General features: G+C 38.2%; 18 protein-coding genes and 1 pseudogene. 11 read left to right on the plus strand and 8 right to left on the minus strand.

Going from position 1 to position 16,541, the window contains the following annotated elements:
• Positions 1 to 256 precede the first annotated feature (256 nt).
• Positions 257 to 538 (plus strand): DUF5329 domain-containing protein, encoded by a 282-nt coding sequence (locus SVZ03_15845; GenBank protein ID MDY6935679.1) that lies wholly within the window; start codon positions 257 to 259, stop codon positions 536 to 538.
• A gap of 254 nt (positions 539 to 792) precedes the next feature.
• Complete coding sequence (locus SVZ03_15850) at positions 793 to 2,037, plus strand: NAD(P)/FAD-dependent oxidoreductase (GenBank protein ID MDY6935680.1); 1,245 nt, start codon at positions 793 to 795, stop codon at positions 2,035 to 2,037.
• 117 nt (positions 2,038 to 2,154) lie between these two features.
• On the opposite strand, the gene SVZ03_15855 is transcribed toward SVZ03_15850, so the two are convergent.
• From SVZ03_15855 to SVZ03_15870, 4 genes are read right to left on the minus strand one after another with little or no spacing between them, the layout of a single operon-like run.
• Positions 2,155 to 3,078 carry a glycine betaine ABC transporter substrate-binding protein gene (locus tag SVZ03_15855; GenBank protein ID MDY6935681.1) on the minus strand — a complete coding sequence of 308 codons (924 nt, stop codon included), beginning with the start codon at positions 3,076 to 3,078 and terminating at the stop codon, positions 2,155 to 2,157.
• Between the two features lie 5 nt (positions 3,079 to 3,083).
• On the minus strand, positions 3,084 to 3,752 hold the full coding sequence (locus SVZ03_15860) for an ABC transporter permease (protein ID MDY6935682.1): 669 nt from the start codon (positions 3,750 to 3,752) through the stop codon (positions 3,084 to 3,086).
• 4 nt (positions 3,753 to 3,756) lie between these two features.
• A complete protein-coding gene (locus SVZ03_15865; protein ID MDY6935683.1) occupies positions 3,757 to 4,860 on the minus strand; it encodes an ABC transporter ATP-binding protein in 1,104 nt (367 codons plus the stop codon).
• A 1-nt stretch (position 4,861) separates the two neighbouring features.
• Positions 4,862 to 5,467 carry an ABC transporter permease gene (locus SVZ03_15870; protein MDY6935684.1) on the minus strand — a complete coding sequence of 202 codons (606 nt, stop codon included), beginning with the start codon at positions 5,465 to 5,467 and terminating at the stop codon, positions 4,862 to 4,864.
• Between the two features lie 704 nt (positions 5,468 to 6,171).
• On the opposite strand from SVZ03_15870, the gene SVZ03_15875 reads away from it, so the two are divergent.
• On the plus strand, positions 6,172 to 6,600 hold the full coding sequence (locus SVZ03_15875; GenBank protein ID MDY6935685.1) for a hypothetical protein: 429 nt from the start codon (positions 6,172 to 6,174) through the stop codon (positions 6,598 to 6,600).
• A gap of 345 nt (positions 6,601 to 6,945) precedes the next feature.
• On the opposite strand, the gene SVZ03_15880 is transcribed toward SVZ03_15875, so the two are convergent.
• Positions 6,946 to 7,659: a sulfite exporter TauE/SafE family protein gene (locus tag SVZ03_15880; GenBank protein ID MDY6935686.1), complete on the minus strand. Its 714-nt coding sequence runs from the start codon at positions 7,657 to 7,659 to the stop codon at positions 6,946 to 6,948.
• A gap of 357 nt (positions 7,660 to 8,016) precedes the next feature.
• Here SVZ03_15880 and SVZ03_15885 point away from each other — a divergent pair, with 357 nt between their 5' ends.
• Positions 8,017 to 8,817 (plus strand): MBL fold metallo-hydrolase, encoded by an 801-nt coding sequence (locus SVZ03_15885; protein ID MDY6935687.1) that lies wholly within the window; start codon positions 8,017 to 8,019, stop codon positions 8,815 to 8,817.
• Between the two features lie 85 nt (positions 8,818 to 8,902).
• Here SVZ03_15885 and SVZ03_15890 read toward each other — a convergent pair whose 3' ends face one another.
• The 3 genes from SVZ03_15890 to SVZ03_15900 all read right to left on the minus strand — a co-directional run bounded on the left by SVZ03_15890 (position 8,903) and on the right by SVZ03_15900 (position 12,314).
• Entirely contained in the window at positions 8,903 to 9,616 is a 714-nt protein-coding gene (locus SVZ03_15890) for a 4Fe-4S dicluster domain-containing protein (protein ID MDY6935688.1), read from the minus strand.
• Between the two features lie 158 nt (positions 9,617 to 9,774).
• Positions 9,775 to 10,113 (minus strand): hypothetical protein, encoded by a 339-nt coding sequence (locus tag SVZ03_15895; protein ID MDY6935689.1) that lies wholly within the window; start codon positions 10,111 to 10,113, stop codon positions 9,775 to 9,777.
• Between the two features lie 2 nt (positions 10,114 to 10,115).
• On the minus strand, positions 10,116 to 12,314 hold the full coding sequence (locus SVZ03_15900; GenBank protein ID MDY6935690.1) for an aldehyde ferredoxin oxidoreductase N-terminal domain-containing protein: 2,199 nt from the start codon (positions 12,312 to 12,314) through the stop codon (positions 10,116 to 10,118).
• Positions 12,315 to 13,316: 1,002 nt separating this feature from the next.
• Here SVZ03_15900 and SVZ03_15905 point away from each other — a divergent pair.
• The 7 genes and pseudogenes from SVZ03_15905 to SVZ03_15935 form a co-directional block, all read left to right on the plus strand.
• Positions 13,317 to 13,547, plus strand: coding sequence for a hypothetical protein (locus SVZ03_15905; GenBank protein ID MDY6935691.1), 231 nt, complete (start codon positions 13,317 to 13,319; stop codon positions 13,545 to 13,547).
• Positions 13,548 to 13,615: 68 nt separating this feature from the next.
• Positions 13,616 to 13,783, plus strand: coding sequence for a hypothetical protein (locus tag SVZ03_15910; GenBank protein MDY6935692.1), 168 nt, complete (start codon positions 13,616 to 13,618; stop codon positions 13,781 to 13,783).
• Positions 13,758 to 13,952 (plus strand): hypothetical protein, encoded by a 195-nt coding sequence (locus SVZ03_15915; protein MDY6935693.1) that lies wholly within the window; start codon positions 13,758 to 13,760, stop codon positions 13,950 to 13,952. The genes SVZ03_15910 and SVZ03_15915 overlap by 26 nt, the downstream gene beginning before the upstream one ends.
• Before the next feature lie 89 nt (positions 13,953 to 14,041).
• Positions 14,042 to 14,206 (plus strand): hypothetical protein, encoded by a 165-nt coding sequence (locus SVZ03_15920; protein MDY6935694.1) that lies wholly within the window; start codon positions 14,042 to 14,044, stop codon positions 14,204 to 14,206.
• Positions 14,207 to 14,218: 12 nt separating this feature from the next.
• Positions 14,219 to 15,871 (plus strand): annotated as a pseudogene (locus SVZ03_15925) (pyruvate formate lyase family protein).
• An 18-nt stretch (positions 15,872 to 15,889) separates the two neighbouring features.
• Positions 15,890 to 16,102: a glycine radical domain-containing protein gene (locus SVZ03_15930; protein MDY6935695.1), complete on the plus strand. Its 213-nt coding sequence runs from the start codon at positions 15,890 to 15,892 to the stop codon at positions 16,100 to 16,102.
• 188 nt (positions 16,103 to 16,290) lie between these two features.
• A partial coding sequence (locus SVZ03_15935) for a hypothetical protein (protein ID MDY6935696.1) occupies positions 16,291 to 16,541 on the plus strand: 251 nt, incomplete at its 3' end.

Raw genomic sequence — 16,541 nt, forward strand, 5'->3', positions numbered from 1 at the left:
ATTATTATTAAATATCTATTTCAGTAGGAAAGGGGGATGAGAAAATCCCTAATAGGATTCTTGCTCTTCTATGTTGCTGTATGTCTATTGAAAATATACTTGAAGTTCTCAATGTAAGGGCATTATAATATAGACACTTAGATGATAATTTGATCATAATAACTAATTGGTTAATTGGTTTAGTATTGTGAAGAAAATCCTGACTCTCTTTATATTCCTGTTCTTTATTGTATTTGCCATTGCTGATAATAGGAAAATGCAATTAGAAATTGATCATTTGATGGAATATATACAAAATTCTGGATGCATGTTTATTCGTAATGGTACTGAGCACAATCCTGAACAAGCTGTTAATCATATTTCAAAAAAATATATGTATTATAATAAGAGAATTACTACAACAGAGGAGTTTATCGACTTCTGTGCTTCGAAAAGCACCTTGAGTCATAAGTCATATAAAATTAATTGCCCGGGACAACCTGTCATTGAAAGCAAAGTTTGGCTTTTAAATGAGCTAAAAATATTTAGAAATCAATAGGACGCTTAGCCTGCTTAAGAGAGAGCAAGCTATATATTTTTGTTTAGATTTGATTAAATCTATATTTTTCTTGCCATTGAGAAGAAATTACTCTCTCTTTTTCAAGGTATCCTTCCTCAATAATTCAACAAAAGCGGGTATTCTTTAAATTCATAAATCGATGAATTATTTCAAGAATGATGTTACAGTCGGTGAATGTCATCGAGGTGGTGTTTAACTGAGTATTTAATAGTTAGTTATTAAGTAGTAAAAATATGACCAAGCGGAGAGTAGTAGTAATTGGCGGTGGAGCCGCTGGATTGATGGCTGCGGGACGAGCTGCTGAAGCTGGAGCAAAAATCCTCTTACTCGAGAAGATGAAACATCCGGGTTGCAAGCTCTGTATTACAGGCAAGGGTCGATGCAATATAACAAATATTGCAGAATATCAGGATTTTATAGCCCATTTCGGTAAGACTGGAACCTTTCTTCACCAGGCTTTCTCGCAGTTTTTTAATATTGAGCTTATGAGCCATTTCAATAATCTGGGGCTTGAATTAGTAGTGGAAAGGGGGGGGCGCGTCTTTCCTGCAAGCGGTAAATCGTCAGATGTTCTGAAAGTTCTCCTTCAATGGCTTGAACGTTGTCGTGTGCAGATTCAACCCTTTTCTTCAGTTGTCCAGCTTTTAATTAGCGGCGGACGTGTCACTGGTGTGATATCCCAAGGCAGAAAGATTCTGTGTGATTCTGTAATACTGGCCACTGGTGGCGTTTCCTATCCAAATACTGGATCAACAGGCGACGGTTACTGCCTAGCCATTTCCGCTGGCCATAGTATTGTGCCTCTGCGCCCAGCCCTTGTGCCGCTGGAAACATTTGGTAATGTATCGAAAAGAATGGCAGGGCTAAATCTTCGCAACATCCATGTTTGCATGCTTATTAACGGTAAAAAATACAGGGAAGCATTCGGAGAACTCCTTTTCACTGAATTTGGTGTTGCTGGCCCCGTTGTCCTCTCCCTTAGCGGTGACGCCGTAGACTCTATGCGAAAAGGCAAAAAAGTAATATTTTCTATAGACCTCAAGCCTGCGTTAGACGATAAAAAGCTCGATGCCAGGCTACTTCAAGATTTATTATCGCGTGGCAATGAAAATGTAAGCAGTGTTTTGAGGGGATTACTCCCAGGCAAGATGGTGCCGGTCTGTCTTGATCTTACCGGGATCCCACCTGATCGTTTAGCAAGCAATATCACGTCAAAGGAACGTAGGGATCTGCGAAGATGGCTAAAGAACTTCCAATTGGAAATAATCAGGCATCGTCCGATCACTGAGGCGATTGTTACTGCTGGAGGCATAGACACTCGAGAGGTAAACCCTAGAACCATGGAATCACTCAAAACAAGGGGGCTCTTCATCGCGGGGGAGCTTCTTAATATCAATGCTGACACGGGCGGGTACAATCTTCAGGCTGCATTCTCAACTGGATGGCTTGCAGGATATTCCGCAGCCATTGCAGAATAAAGGATTACCAATGACCATCCATTTCTTGCTTTTTAAGTCAGCAATAACTGTCAGCATATAACGTAATCAATATTTCCCAGCATCATGTCATTAGCTCATATCAGATGCTGATGAATATTATTTCAGTAAATTATTGTCTTTCAGAAAATTATCAGCAACTAATTTTGAGGGTTTTCCCATAACATCAACCTGGTAATTCAACTCCTGCATCACGTTATTGTTAAGATGAGTTACAATAGGTTTAAGTATCCCTTTAATCTCTGGATATTTAATCAACACCTTCTCATTTATGGAGAGGCAAAGATTATATTGAGGGAAAAACCTCTTATCATCCTCAAGCAGTGTTAGATTATATTTCTTTAATTTTCCATCAGTTGAAAAGACCATAGCAACATCAATCTGTTCCCTGCTAATAGATTCAAAGGTAAGTCCTATCTCCATTGTCTTAATATTTGTCTCCTCGATTTTAAGTCCATATACCTTAGCCATCTCTTTGAATCCATCAGGACGCTCGTAAAACTCGTGAGATACTCCAAAAATTACTGGCACGGTTGTGTCATATAGATAATTTGAAAGAGAGGAGAGGCTACTTCCGAATTTTTTTGTATCCTTCTTTCGTATTGCTAGGGCGTAGGTATTGTTCACCTCTGTCTTATGTATCCACATTATCCTGTTTTTCTCTAAATCCTCATCTTTTACGTATTCAAAAAGCCTTTCAGGATTATTGATCTTATCCTTATGGGATAGGTATAGAAGCCATGCTGTCCCAGTATATTCAGGATAGAGGTCGATCTGGCCTGTAAGCAATCCCATCCTGGTTATCATGCTGCCAGCGCCAAATTTTTCATTAACCCTAAATCCTTTATCCTCAAGGAGAAGGGTAATGATATTAGCGACTATGTACTGCTCAGTAAAACTCTTGGAACCAATCGATATCGTTTTGCTATTATTCGATCCTGATCCAAAACAGCCAATAGCAACAGTTAGCAGCATAAATAAAGCAGGAAATGTTTTTTGTAGTAAAATCCCTTTGTAAAACAATTGATCTATCCTATTACATTGATGTTCCCCTTAATAACACCAATTTTCTTTGGAATAATTAAATCCTCAATCATCCGTAATATAAAATCGATTATAACAGCCATCAATGCAACTATGATTGAACCAGCAATTATTATATCAGATCTGTATAGCTTTAGCCCCATGAATATTAAATCACCCAGACCTCCACCCCCTATAAAAGATGCTACTGTGGCAGTACCGATATTTATTGTTGCAGCGCTTCGAATTCCTGCGACAATTACTGGCATAGAAATTGGCATTTTTATTCTAAATAATATCTGTTTATCAGTAAATCCTGTCCCCTTTGCCGCTTCAATTATATCATTGGGAACTGAAAGAAATCCAGATGTAGCATTAAATACAATAGGCACAAGGCTGTAAACAACTAGAGCTATAATCGATGGGAAAGCGCCTATTCCAACAAAAATAAAAGCCAGAGCAATAATTGCTATTGACGGAATTGCTTGAGCGGCCCCTGTGATAGACATAATCAATGTGCCCATCCTCTCCTTGCCCGGTCGTGTTATCAATATTGATATAATCATTCCAATAACAATGGCAATTATGATCGAAATCATAAAGAGATTGATATGCTGAAGGGACAGAATAGCTACTTTATGCCTATTATCAATAATATATGATATGAAGTTCACTTTCTCATGTGCCTCTACTTTCCATTTCTTTACTCATTTCTTCAAAGAGGTTGCTCAATGTAATTACCCCAAGCATTTGCTTTTTGTTGTTTACCACAGGAAGCATCTTCTCGCCTGAACCCAGCATCTTGGATAGTGTTTCATTCAGGTTCGAATTCTTTTCAATATACACAGGGTCAGTGTCCTTAGTCAGCGCATAAAAATCCCCTCGTCTTTCTCTACGTATGCGTCCCATTAGCACACTCGTCTCATTTACAATGAAGGCTATATTCATTGATTCCATGTCAAACTTTTGATTAATAACTTCCTCTGATACATTTGCTTTTACTGTTAGGTAGCCATCAGTAGTAGTTAGTTCCTTAGTCTTTTTCAGCGTCAGCGCTTTTACGTTCCTGTCGTGCCCTAAAAGGGATTCTACAAATTCATTTGTGGGATTCATAATAATCTCTTCAGGAGTTCCATACTGAACCAGTGAACCCTTGTTCATAATAGCAATTCTATCCCCTAATTTTATCGCCTCATTTATATCATGGGTTACAAAGATAATTGTCTTTTGAAGCACCTCCTGAATCTCTAATAGCACATCTTGAAGTGTAAGCCTGTTAATGGGATCTATTGAACCAAATGGTTCATCCATCAACAGCAGCTCCGGATCAGCAGCAAGGGCTCTTGCCAATCCTACCCTCTGTTTTTCTCCACCAGATAGCTGAGAAGGATACTTCTTACAGAAGCTCTCATCCAGGGTTACAAGATCCAGGAGTTCTAACACTTTCTCATCGATTTTAGGTTTATCCCATTTAAGGAGCCTCGGCACCACTGCAATATTTTGATATACACTATAATGAGGGAAGAGTCCAGTTTCCTGAATTACATATCCGATACGGCGTCTCAGTTCAACGGCATTGTATTCGTAGATCGATCTCTCATTTAACTTTATTTCACCCCTCTCTGGCTCAATGAGCCTGTTTATCATTTTTAAGGTCGTTGTTTTGCCGCATCCGGATGGGCCAATGATCATTGAGATTGTACCTCGCTCAAAGGTAATATTCAGATTATTCACAGCTGCAATAGCATTGAACTCTTTATATATATTCCGGAATTGTATCATCTCAGTTTAATTCTCCTATATTGTCCCTCATCCCCGTTGGCGTGATCAGATACTCAATTTTCAATAATAGATAATTTATTCCAATACCTAAAAGGGAAACTAATAATGCCCCTGAGGTGATCATCAGGAGGTTGGATCTGTTTATCCCTGAAAAAATGAAATACCCTAATCCGCCTGCTGCGACAAGAAAAGCAAAGGTGGCTATGCTTACACCTAACACCATTGCATTTCTAATACCAGCAAGAATTATTGGGATTGAGAGTGGCGCCTTTATCCTAAAGAGTATCTGCTTCTCTGTTAGGCCCATGCCTTTTGCGGCCTCTATGATTTCTGGGCTTACTTCACTTAATGCTGTATATGTATTCCTTGTAATGGGAAGCAGAGAGTATAAAATTATAGCTACTACAGCAGGGGTGATGCCTATACCGAGTTTAAGGGGTGCTAGGATTACAACCATAATTCCAAATAGAGCAAGGCTGGGTATAGTCATTATTATGCTGGTTATTGTTATAACAGCTTTTTCAATTTGCGGCCTTATAGAGATGTAAAAGCCCAAAGATATGCCAATAATTACTGAAATTGGAAGGCTGTACATTATAATCGTCAAATGCCTAAGGGTTTCCCAAAACAACTTATCATAATAATATGTGATGAATGTTAATAGTGAAATACCAGATACCCCCTAATGATTCCAATCGTTTTACACCAAAATAGCAAAATAATCCAAAAATAAAGGGAACCCATATTGCTAATAGATTACAATATTTAGCCTAGGGCTTTTTTCATAGGTCGAATAAAAGCTACAAAAAAAATTGACGCAAGGACTTTTTTCATATATCATTATGATTAGAAAAGTACTTATAAATGCAATAAGAGAGGACATTTCTTAATATCATATTCACTTTCAATAGTGAAGATACAATTTGTTGTTATTTTTTCAGAAGTAATTATTAGTAATATTTTCTATACTTGACAAAATAATTATGCAGTTTTTTTAATGGTTGTATATTCCCTAGCATAGGTCGCTACCATTAGCGACACTCGCTGTGTGGTATAGAGAATTGATAGGAGAATATTTATACGTTTATGGGGATTAGCCATGGATGATGGATTCATGTAATGGCAAGGGTAACATAGAATATCAGAATGCTTAGCTCTTTAATTGATGATTTCTGTATTATATTATTAACACTAAAAGATGATTAATTATTTCCTCGTTAGTAGTCATATGCTTTTGAGTTGTAATGGCTGTGATTATAGGTTTATACCTTCAATAGATTTTATATAACCTTAATATTATAAGAGGATATCATGTTCATAAGAAAAAGTACAATTTCGAAGTTAATAAAGAGAGAAAGGGAAAAAGAAAGATTAAGATGCGAAAAGGAATACAATCAGAAAATACATCATTTAAGGAAAGAGTTCGAGAAAAGCCATGCTGAAACCATGAAAAAAATGAAAAAGCATCATGAACATCACTCTATACAGCTAAATAATAAAATTCAAATGTTAAAGAAGGAAATTGAGAGGAATCATGCGAAATATCAGGAAATCAGAATGAGGGAAAGTGGTTTGGATGACCTATCAGTAGAAATGGAGAATGAGGTTAATAAAATGGTAATCAAAATCCATGAGTCGTTACAGCCATTTTATAGAACCGTGTCAAAAGTTGAGGCAATAAAGAGAAAATCTGATAAAAAGCATGAAAAAATTGAGAATATTTTTTCAGTGGTCAAATAGATGCTCATACTATTCTGATCTATATTCCTTTCATTCTATGGAGTTTAATATCATCTATTTAACTCCGCCTTATCTTTGAGAGCCTCCCGAATCATAGAACTCCCTTAGCTCTCTCCTCATCTCAATATTTCCAATAATATCTAGCGATAAAATAGTGATTTAGTTATCAGATATCCCTTAGTGGCAAGCATCGACTGACCTTAGTGCTTTGGAAAAACTTTGAGATTCTCATTGTGAATAGCGTGATTCATAAATAAAGTAATATTCTTATTATTAATAATCATAGTAGAGAGAATCTTCTTCAATTACTTAGAAGGAAGGATTCATTTCTGAAAATGTTTAAGATTATAGTCCCAAAAATTGGATCCCCATCCCGCATAGGAATATTGAAAATCCTGCTATTGGATGTGCATACCTTTCTAACTTACCAATTGGAAAAAAATTTATACCAAAACATGAAAATAGTACAATGCTCATCATTGTAATGATGGTAACACCTCCAAAAACGGATGTAACTATGATCAAGTCAAATATATTGCTCTTGGCCGCTGGATACATCAATATTGGTATCAATGGTTCGCAAGGGCCGAAAAGAAAGATTGTGAAGAGTATCCAGGGTGTCAAGTTGTGAGCCTTGTTCTCATCATGCACATGCACATGTTCCTCTGAATGGATATGTGTATGTTCGTGAATATCTCCATCTCCATGAGAATGCAGATGCTTATGCGGTTTGTTCTTATAGGCTTTCTGTAAACCCCATATGAAATATAATAATCCAAATATGATTAATAGCCAGGCTGCTATATTTCCTCGAAAGGATTCAAAGGCTTCCAATTTTGATACAGCCATGCCAAAGATAATCCCAATGAAACCCAATAAAATTGAACTACCAATATGACCTAATCCACATAAAAACGTTATCCAACTAGTCTTTGATAATGACCATCTTCTAGCTCGAGCCATCATGATAAAGGGGATATAATGATCTGGTCCCAGTAGGGTGTGGAAAAATCCTATAGATAAGGCTGTAACAATCAGTATCAATAATTCTTGACTCATTTATTATGCCTCCAATTATTCTATTGCTATGATTGGATCTTTTATACATGAAGTATAAATAAGTAAGTACTTTCAGGATTATTATTGTTTCTTAGTAATTTCCATTCTTCCTTCAAACAGCAACAATTATCTCTTATAATAGGGACAAATATCAACTAAATACCTTTTTTTACAAGAAATAATTTACAAAAATAAATTCAAATGCTATATATAATATAGCAGATTTTTAATAAGACTTAATTGATATTATTATAGTAATTTGTTCGATTTATACTCTAAGAGAATGGACAGGAATAGAGGGAGATACACATAGTTTTTATATTTTAGTTGTATTATTGTCCATAAATGCAGGAGATAATGATGCTAAAGGTAATTATTCTTGGATCAGGAGCATGCGTTCCGAATAAAAGGCGTGGCTCTCCTGGAATTGTTGTAAATTCCAATGAACAAAACTTTCTAATTGATAGCAGCAGTGGAACACTTTATAGAATGGCAAAGGCTGGTCTTGATTTTAAGTCTATAGATTGTCTGCTTTACACACATAGTCATCCTGATCATACCATTGATATTGTCCCCTTTCTCTTTGCATTAAACTACACACCCGGTTACAAAAGGGAGGAAATGCTTGAGATAGTTGGCCCAGATGGATTTGTGCATTTTTATAATAAGCTTAAACTAATCTATCCCTGGATTGAGCCTAGGGATTATTCAATTAACATCTCTGAGGTGGCGAATTCTGCCTTTGCAATAGACGATATCTTTATTCAATCAGTGCTTGTTGAGCATGGAGGGTTGCCAAGCGTGGCATATAGATTAACCAATGGAGAAGAGTCAATGGTATTCTCAGGAGACACCGCTTTTTGCGATGGATTGGTTCAGCTATCAAAACACACTGATCTGCTAATACTTGAGTCTTCATTCCCGAGCGCAGAACATAAGGTGGGAGACCATTTAACTGCCAGTGAGGCTGGAAAAATCGCTGACATGGCTGATGTTAAAAATTTAGTATTAACACACTTCTATCCAATATGCGATAATTATGATATGCAATCGATATGCGCAAAAGAATTTAAGGGCAACATAATAATATCAGAGGATTTTGTAGAGATAGAGGTATCTGAAGGCATTGTTACATCGAGAATCGCTGATTCTTCATAAAGGGGCAATACTCTTTTCAGCAATCGAATCGTTTTATCCTCCATCAGGAGAGGAGATGAAAAAAATTCAAGGATGAATAATTATACTAGCTTGTCGGGTATCCTATTTGATCCCAACTCTTGCCCCTTAAATTGATCTTGTATCCAGTATTGCCTTTCTGTAGAGGTATCTCCTGTGTAAACTTAATTGCGCCTAGAGGGCATACTGAGACACAAGCCTGCTTGCCGTCAATGCCCCCCTTCTCTTTCCAGAAGGGTGTGTTGTAGCAGAGGTCGCAGGTTTGTGCGCGTTTTTTCTTGAAATTCCATACTGCCCTGCTTGGCTCAAAAGGGCATGCCTTAACACAGGACATGCAGCCAATACATTTTTTCTGATCAACCATCCTTACATTCCCCTTCTTGGTTTCAGCATGAAGGGCTCCAGTTGGGCAGGCTTTAACACAAGCGGGAGATACACACTGTCGGCATTGTTCCAGAGTAATATCAACCGGATATTTTTCAAAGGGATTTTGAATCACCTGTATTCTAGACATAGATAGATTTTCTTCTCCTTCATGCACTAATGAACAGGCGAGCATACAGGTCATACAGCCCTGACATTTCTTTGTATCAACAAGAATATATCCCTTTGATGGCTCTATCCCTGACTTATCATTCTCTATAGTAATCGATGATTGTTCATCCTCTGAATCAAAACAACCAGCGAATCCTACTCCGATTACTACAGTACCTGCAATTATTAAAAAATCTCTTCGAGAGAGATCATTGTTCTTCTGCTTTTTCTTTATTAAATTATTCATAGAAATTGCACTCCTTAAGATGCCAGGTTGATGTAAATTAGTGTAATCCCCTAAGTTAAGTTGTTGCTCTTTAAGCTAAGGATATAACATTTCTGTACATATTATTCTTCTCTTTGTACATTAGCTTATTATTCAATAAGCTTAATAATATTTCCTTATCACAGAATTTTTTGACACTGAAGCAGCCTCTCCTCCATTTTGTTCCTGATTAGCAATGACTTTTCATGATTGCTGATATCCTTCTGAATCATCACTTCAATTTCATTTGATAATTCATCATCACCCATTGTATCCTTTATCCACTTCCTTAAATAATTAAAATCTATTCTGGGATGTGGATCATTCAAGAGATCAACAACTTCCCTGAAGCTGTAGAGTGATATGGATAGAGGTCCTGTTCGTGCACGCAATCTATATCCTATAAGGCGTTCCTCAAAGCCTACATCAGTCATAATCCTTGAGGATAAATCCTTTGATGGTTTTGATAATCTTCCCATTTCTATCCCCTCCCTAACCTGTCCTTTTTCTTGAGTTCATCCGCCACAAAGTCCAACCCTAATGATTTCAATGTCTTCCTAGTAGGCCATCCTGTGCTAATGTCCCATCCTTCTAACTTGTAGAATTTTGATTTCCATTCTTCAAATTTTGATTTATCAAGAGACCTGCCTTCAACACTGATGTAATCCCACTCTCCATCTTCCTTTCCAGGCATGTAGTACATTGTGAATGAACCAGCCCCTGCAATGGATTCTTTGCCTGCAAAGGGGATATTATAAATATAATCTGCAAAATGCACAATATCCCTATGCCTGCCTTGTAAAGACCAAATGGCATTGTCAAGATTCCATATCTTCCTGCCAATCTCCATGCCCTCTGTGAAACTTAAATTTTTACCAGTTACTGCATTGAAGAATTTTTGTTCTCCCTCTCCAGTTAGTCCTCGTTTATTCGGGCTATGAGGGTTATAGAAGTCTGGAAAACGATAGTCGCAGTAAAGTATGGATTGCTTCCAGAACCTGGTATAATGCCTATGCCAGGCTACTAATTTGGCAATATGTTCTGAATACATATTCTCTGTGCTGAAATCTAACATCATTGGATTGTTCTCAAAGGGTTTCATCTTTTCAGCAAATATTTCAGTAATATCTTTTGCGGAAATTGGAGGATCCTTAAACGCCCATTTCGCAATGCTGGGAGTCCAATATAAGTGCCAATTAAAATCATGTTCATTGATATCCCTGTCTCCTAAAATTGAACCATATCCCCACTCCACTTCAGCTCTGGGATCATAACCATGATCCGGCAAGCCCCAATAAGAATATGGCAGTAATCCGGATTGCAAGTCTTCTTCTAATCTACCCCATCTCTTAGCAGCCCTATAAAAACCTTCAGCCATATCATCGCCGATTCCCTCGCGAAATGTTATCATCTGCATTAATTTTTGCGCAAATTCATAACTTCCTAATTTCTCAAATGGGAGATCACAGTTTATCTCTTTCCCTGATCCAAGAAGGCCCATTTTATTCAGGTCTCTTAAATATGGGATACCCCTATACAGTTCATAAGCATTTATCCCATACTTTTGGGCTAAATCTGTGGCACGGTATGCAGCAGGGGTTTGTTTGCCCAATAAAAGGTGAAATGCCTGGGCAGATCCATGCTGTCCAAAATATTCAAGAATCGATGATATTGCGCGTACTATCATTCCGCTATTTTGCCTGCGTTCGATAGAAGAATAAAATGCCGTATCTATACAACTTGATTCATTGCCATGGCCACTCTCGTTTCGTAAACGGCAGCCTGCATGACAGCCAATACATGCTTGAGGTCTAGATTCTTTTGGCCTTTGCCAAAAAACCGTGGGCATACTCGGTGCTTGAAATCCAAACATCGGATTTAGGTCATTGACATCCTTTATTTTGTCAGGGTTATCAAGTTCCATAGCATATAGCTTCTTGGTCCATAACCGAGCCTCCATCAATGCATTTGGATCAGCAATTTTCACGCTACCAGTTCCGATGACACTTATAGCCTTTAATTTTTTTGAACCCCACACCGCGCCAAAGCCACCCTGACCAGAGGCATTACCAGCATCATGAATGAGGCATGCCACTCTACATAAATTCTCCCCAGCAGGTCCAATTGTCAATATCGCTGGCCTTTGGGTGGTCCTTCCGCCATTTTTCGACAAGCCTACCTCTACCCAACCACCATATCCTTTCTTGTCACCAAGCTTCTGCCATATCTTTTCCTGGGTCATCCACGTATCCATACCCCACAGATTATCGGCATCCATGATATGCACATCTTCATTAATGATATTAATCCAGACAGGTTTATCCGCTTTACCTTCAATTACTATCCCGTCCCAACCAGCAAATTTCAGCATTGCACCAAATCTGCCACCAAAGTTGCTCCTAGTAAACCATTCTATAGGAGAAGACTGTACCCCGATCCCCTGTACCTCTGTTCTCCCAGATGCTCCGGGGGAAAGGGTTCCACTTAACGGGGACGTCATGATAATGATCACATTTCTGGGATCAAATCCGTTAATTGCCTTATCCTTCACAATATCCCAGAAAATTGCCGAACCAATGCCATGTCCCCCTCCCCATTGCTCATATTCTTTAGTGTCTATGATTGAAACCTTTCTCCTCGTTAAATTCAGACGAATTATCTTTCCTGTATATCCATTCATCTAACTTACCTCATAATTAATAATATCCCTTCCAATTTATCATTAACACTCAATACTTCAGGTATTGAATTTTCAAACAACCACTCTCCTATAGATTTGAACCCCATATAAAATTTTACATTTTTGAATAGTTTCATTATCCCTTTTCCAGAAGGGATGATTTAATCAGGAATATTAAATTAGTGAATACACTTCAATGAGGTTCCGCATTTTTCACCTTTCTGGATTATGCTTAGATTATAATGTATACCTTATTCATTGTGACTAGTCTGAGTGCTCAGCTTAGATAGGTTTTGTATTAGCAGAAGAAAGACGCTGATTCCATTTTCAGTAAAAAGGCGAGTTCGAAATCTTTATAGATAAAGTAATTATTGTTCTCTTTAGAATACCACTCCCTCCCCTTAAGCGTTGATCTATACTTTAACTTCTTATATATAAACGATGAAATGCCTTTTCTTATAAAAACAAGGAAAAATTTCTAAACACCTGAATAATCTAATTCTAGAATTTGCTTAACGTTACTGTCAAGTAAAAATAGATATAATATTAATGTTATCTTACTAAAGGCGAATCGATAAATAAGAGTAACCACTAATAGGAATTACTTAAAGCATTCAATAATAAGATATTTTTCATTTTTCTCTTTACTTTTTTAGCTAATCGATTTATCGGTTGATTTAATAATATTAAAATAACAATAACCTATCAATTACTAAACCTTCAATATTCCATCAATCAATTTTTACTTATCAACCGAATCGAATTAGCGATTTTTACATCAAGAAGGATTTGCCCAAGATTTTCTTTAACATGTATATAACAGGATCATTATTTATTGACCTGGTTATTTATTATTCACATTTTCCATTAAGGAGGGTGATTTAGGAATAGGCTAATCTGATTGTAAGGGAAAGAAACAATATGGATAAATAAGTAATTTTCTTCTTTCGTTCAACATGCTATTGTTTTTTATTAAAAAAATTATAAAGGAGGTGAAGGAATATGCCAAGATGCGGTGATTGTGGTCATGTGATGGTCTATGGTTCTTCAAGCATGGGGGTTTGCAAAGGAATTTTAGATGAGGAGGGATTAGGCAAAGAGGTGGATATATTTGATGATATTAAGGGCTGCCCAAAATTTGTAGAACAGGATCGAATAAGGACCAATGTTTCTGAATTTTTTTCAGCGTATGGTGCAAACACACGCGCTGCAAGGGGATTTGAGGAAAAGTAAGATTTAGGTTGTTATCCCTATAGACTTACAGATGAAAAATAAGTTGAAGTTTAGGGGAGGTATTAGAGATGGAACAAATAGTTAAAGAAAAGAGCGAGAAAGAATTATACGACGCTAGCGAATACTGGTGGTGGGCAGAAAAAAAAATCGCCAAGGCTCAATTATTTGAGAAAAGCTGTTTGATCAAAGGCTACAAAGGGGTCAGCATGATTGCCGGGTGTTCAGTTAGACCTTGATAATATCCGGTGGCATACTAAGATTTTTAGGGAAGCGCCGCCATCGGAACCAATTATTTTAATCAGAGCCAGAGCCTTGGCTGCAGTGCTGGAAAATATTCCTATTTTTATCACCGACTTCTCACAGATTCAGGGTTATCCAGGTGGGGCTCCGCATCTTATTACTTAAATCCCGACAGCTTCATCTATGATCAATGATGACCTGATAAATGATCGGACGGATATTATTTCTGAAAAAAATTTGGAAGATGTAAGGAGATGGTTGAATTCTGGAAGGGGAGGACATATGAGGATGTGTGCAAACAGCATTATACTCGTAAAAAGAGGCAGGCATCTCTTATGCTGGCTGATTATGGTGGAGCTGGGAGAGAATTGGCTACCTTTGATTATGTCACTCCACAGCCGGATTGGATGTATCAGTGATTTGACTCAATCATAGACACAATTAATGAAAAGATGTCTGAGACAGAGAAGGCGGTTCGTAAGGCTAACACAGCAGAGGAACAGATATCATTTATGGAAAAGATTACGAACTGGAGGGCAATGAAGATTTGTCTGGAGGCGACAATAATGTATGCTAGGCGTTTAAGCCTGTGGGACAAGATAATCGCGGATAATTATGAGACGGATCCGGACAGGAGGCAGGAACTTTTACAGATAAGTGAAACATGCGAAAAAGTGCCTGCTCGTCCGCCAAAGCATATATGGGAAGCCATGCAGTTTGACCATTTTGTACAGATAGCATACAGATTAGAATGGCATAATGCTGCATGGCCCTGGAGGCAAGACTAGAGGCATTGGGAATTTTATAAAAAAGACATGCTTGAAGAGAAGAACCTGACCAGAGACGAGGTGATAGAATATTGTGCGAAGTGGATGATTGCAGCCTATACCATAGGCAAGTCATGGGTGAGAGCTGGGATGGAGGTTCTGCAGGGCAGTCCTGGACCTTACGTGTGGACAATTGGAGGGGTTGATGAGCAGGGACGATATGCGTGCAACGATCTTACAGATTGTTACCTTGACGCTGCCATGATAAGCAGGGTGAGCGATCCAACATTTAGTTTTCGGTATCACTCAAATGCTCGCACAGAGACGCTTAAAAAAGTATTTGATTGCATACGTCATGGTCTAGATTATCTATTTCTTAGGAATGACGATGTACTTATTCCAAATCTCATGCAATGGTTTGATCATCCCTTAAGAGAGGCAAGGCGTTGGGTTCATCAGGCATGTATGGCGCCTGCTCCTGATACAAGGAGGGGAGCTCCTGCTTTGAGATATCCTCAAGCATCAATAGGCACAGGGGCTAAGGCAATCGTCCTAGCCTTTAATAATGGTGTTGATCAAATAACCGGGATGCTGACAGGAGCAAAGACTGGAGATTGTGAGGAGTTTAAGACCTTTGATGACTTCTATGCTGCCTGGTATGAACAACTTAAGAGTGGTTTCAAGAGGGCCACGACCCAGGAGCATAAGAATAGGGAGATAGAGGCTAAATTATATCCCAAACCTATGACAACGGCTCTTTATGAGCGTTGTGTGGAGACAAACGAGAATAGTGCTCGTTCAAAAGAGAGGAGCAGTCTATGGTTTACACTCTTTGCCTTTGGAGACACTGGAGATTGTCTGGCTGCTGTTAAGAAGCTGATATTTGATGAAAAGAAGTATACCATGGTGGAGTTGAAGGCTGCACTGGATGCAAATTGGGTTGGTTATGAAGAGATGAGGATGGACTTTGTTAAGGCACCTAAATGGGTCAATGATGATGACTATGTTGATCAGATATGGGTTAGGATGTATGAGGATCTTGGCAAGATGTCCTGGTCAGTGCGGAATATTAACGGTTCACCCTGGCCTACACTGCCTGAAAGCGTAAATACACACATAGCCGTGACCAACCAAATAGCGGCCTTGCCAAATGGCAGGAGATTAGGCGACCCCATCTATGATGGAGGATGTTCACCTGGTGCTGGTCTTGATAAGAAGGGATCTACTGCAGTGTTAAAATCTGTAGGTAAGCTGGACCATATTGGTTCATGCAGGGTACCACTCTTGAACCAGAGACTGTCTCCTGCTCAACTGTAGGGAGAGAAAGGTTTCAGGTTGTGGAGAGACTATATAAAGAACTGGCATAAATTGGGTATTGGTCATGTTCAATTCAATATGATTGACAATGACACATTGTATGCAGCCCAGACGGATCCTGAAATGTATAGCGAATTGCTAGTTAGGATTGCCGGATATAGCGCGCATTTTGTTGAGATGAATAAGATAATACAGGATGTAATAATTGCCCGTAATGTGCAGGATTTCTAACCCTTAAATTATTTTTCAACAGTCCCTTGCTTCCCTATATTGGGAAGGAGGGACTTGTTGTATATAAAAATAAAGGAAGATATGTGGTATGATAGGGAATACAATTAGACTTTGTTTATCTATTTTATTGGGTTTATGTATTGGATTAGATGGATTGTCTGGAGCAATGACGAAAAAGAAGGCAAAATATGTATGGGGAATGGGGGTTGTCTCTCCAGACGCAGCTTGGGCTTCAGAACTTTTTAAAGATATTTACCATTACGCCATATGACATGAACAAAATGCCATCTGGCGCCACTAAAATTTTAATGCTTAGTGTAATAGTTAAGATAATATCTGACATTCCGATAATAAAACTGACACTTATTCCCCCCGGGAGGAATAAGTGTCAGTTTTCGCAAAACAAAATTATGAAGAGTGTCTATGAACCAAGAAGACA

Source organism: Spirochaetota bacterium (assembly GCA_034190085.1).
GTDB lineage: Bacteria > Spirochaetota > UBA4802 > UBA4802 > JAFGDQ01 > JAXHTS01.

Excerpts from the sequence above, each read along its gene's own strand:
- SVZ03_15845 (MDY6935679.1), top strand. The coding sequence starts at position 257 with ATGCAATTAGAAATTGATCATTTGATGGAATATATACAAAATTCTGGA.
- SVZ03_15850 (MDY6935680.1), top strand. The coding sequence starts at position 793 with ATGACCAAGCGGAGAGTAGTAGTAATTGGCGGTGGAGCCGCTGGATTG.
- SVZ03_15865 (MDY6935683.1), bottom strand. The coding sequence starts at position 4,860 with ATGATACAATTCCGGAATATATATAAAGAGTTCAATGCTATTGCAGCT.
- SVZ03_15875 (MDY6935685.1), top strand. The coding sequence starts at position 6,172 with ATGTTCATAAGAAAAAGTACAATTTCGAAGTTAATAAAGAGAGAAAGG.
- SVZ03_15880 (MDY6935686.1), bottom strand. The coding sequence starts at position 7,659 with ATGAGTCAAGAATTATTGATACTGATTGTTACAGCCTTATCTATAGGA.
- SVZ03_15885 (MDY6935687.1), top strand. The coding sequence starts at position 8,017 with ATGATGCTAAAGGTAATTATTCTTGGATCAGGAGCATGCGTTCCGAAT.
- SVZ03_15890 (MDY6935688.1), bottom strand. The coding sequence starts at position 9,616 with ATGAATAATTTAATAAAGAAAAAGCAGAAGAACAATGATCTCTCTCGA.
- SVZ03_15895 (MDY6935689.1), bottom strand. The coding sequence starts at position 10,113 with ATGGGAAGATTATCAAAACCATCAAAGGATTTATCCTCAAGGATTATG.
- SVZ03_15900 (MDY6935690.1), bottom strand. The coding sequence starts at position 12,314 with ATGAATGGATATACAGGAAAGATAATTCGTCTGAATTTAACGAGGAGA.
- SVZ03_15905 (MDY6935691.1), top strand. The coding sequence starts at position 13,317 with ATGCCAAGATGCGGTGATTGTGGTCATGTGATGGTCTATGGTTCTTCA.
- SVZ03_15910 (MDY6935692.1), top strand. The coding sequence starts at position 13,616 with ATGGAACAAATAGTTAAAGAAAAGAGCGAGAAAGAATTATACGACGCT.
- SVZ03_15920 (MDY6935694.1), top strand. The coding sequence starts at position 14,042 with ATGGTTGAATTCTGGAAGGGGAGGACATATGAGGATGTGTGCAAACAG.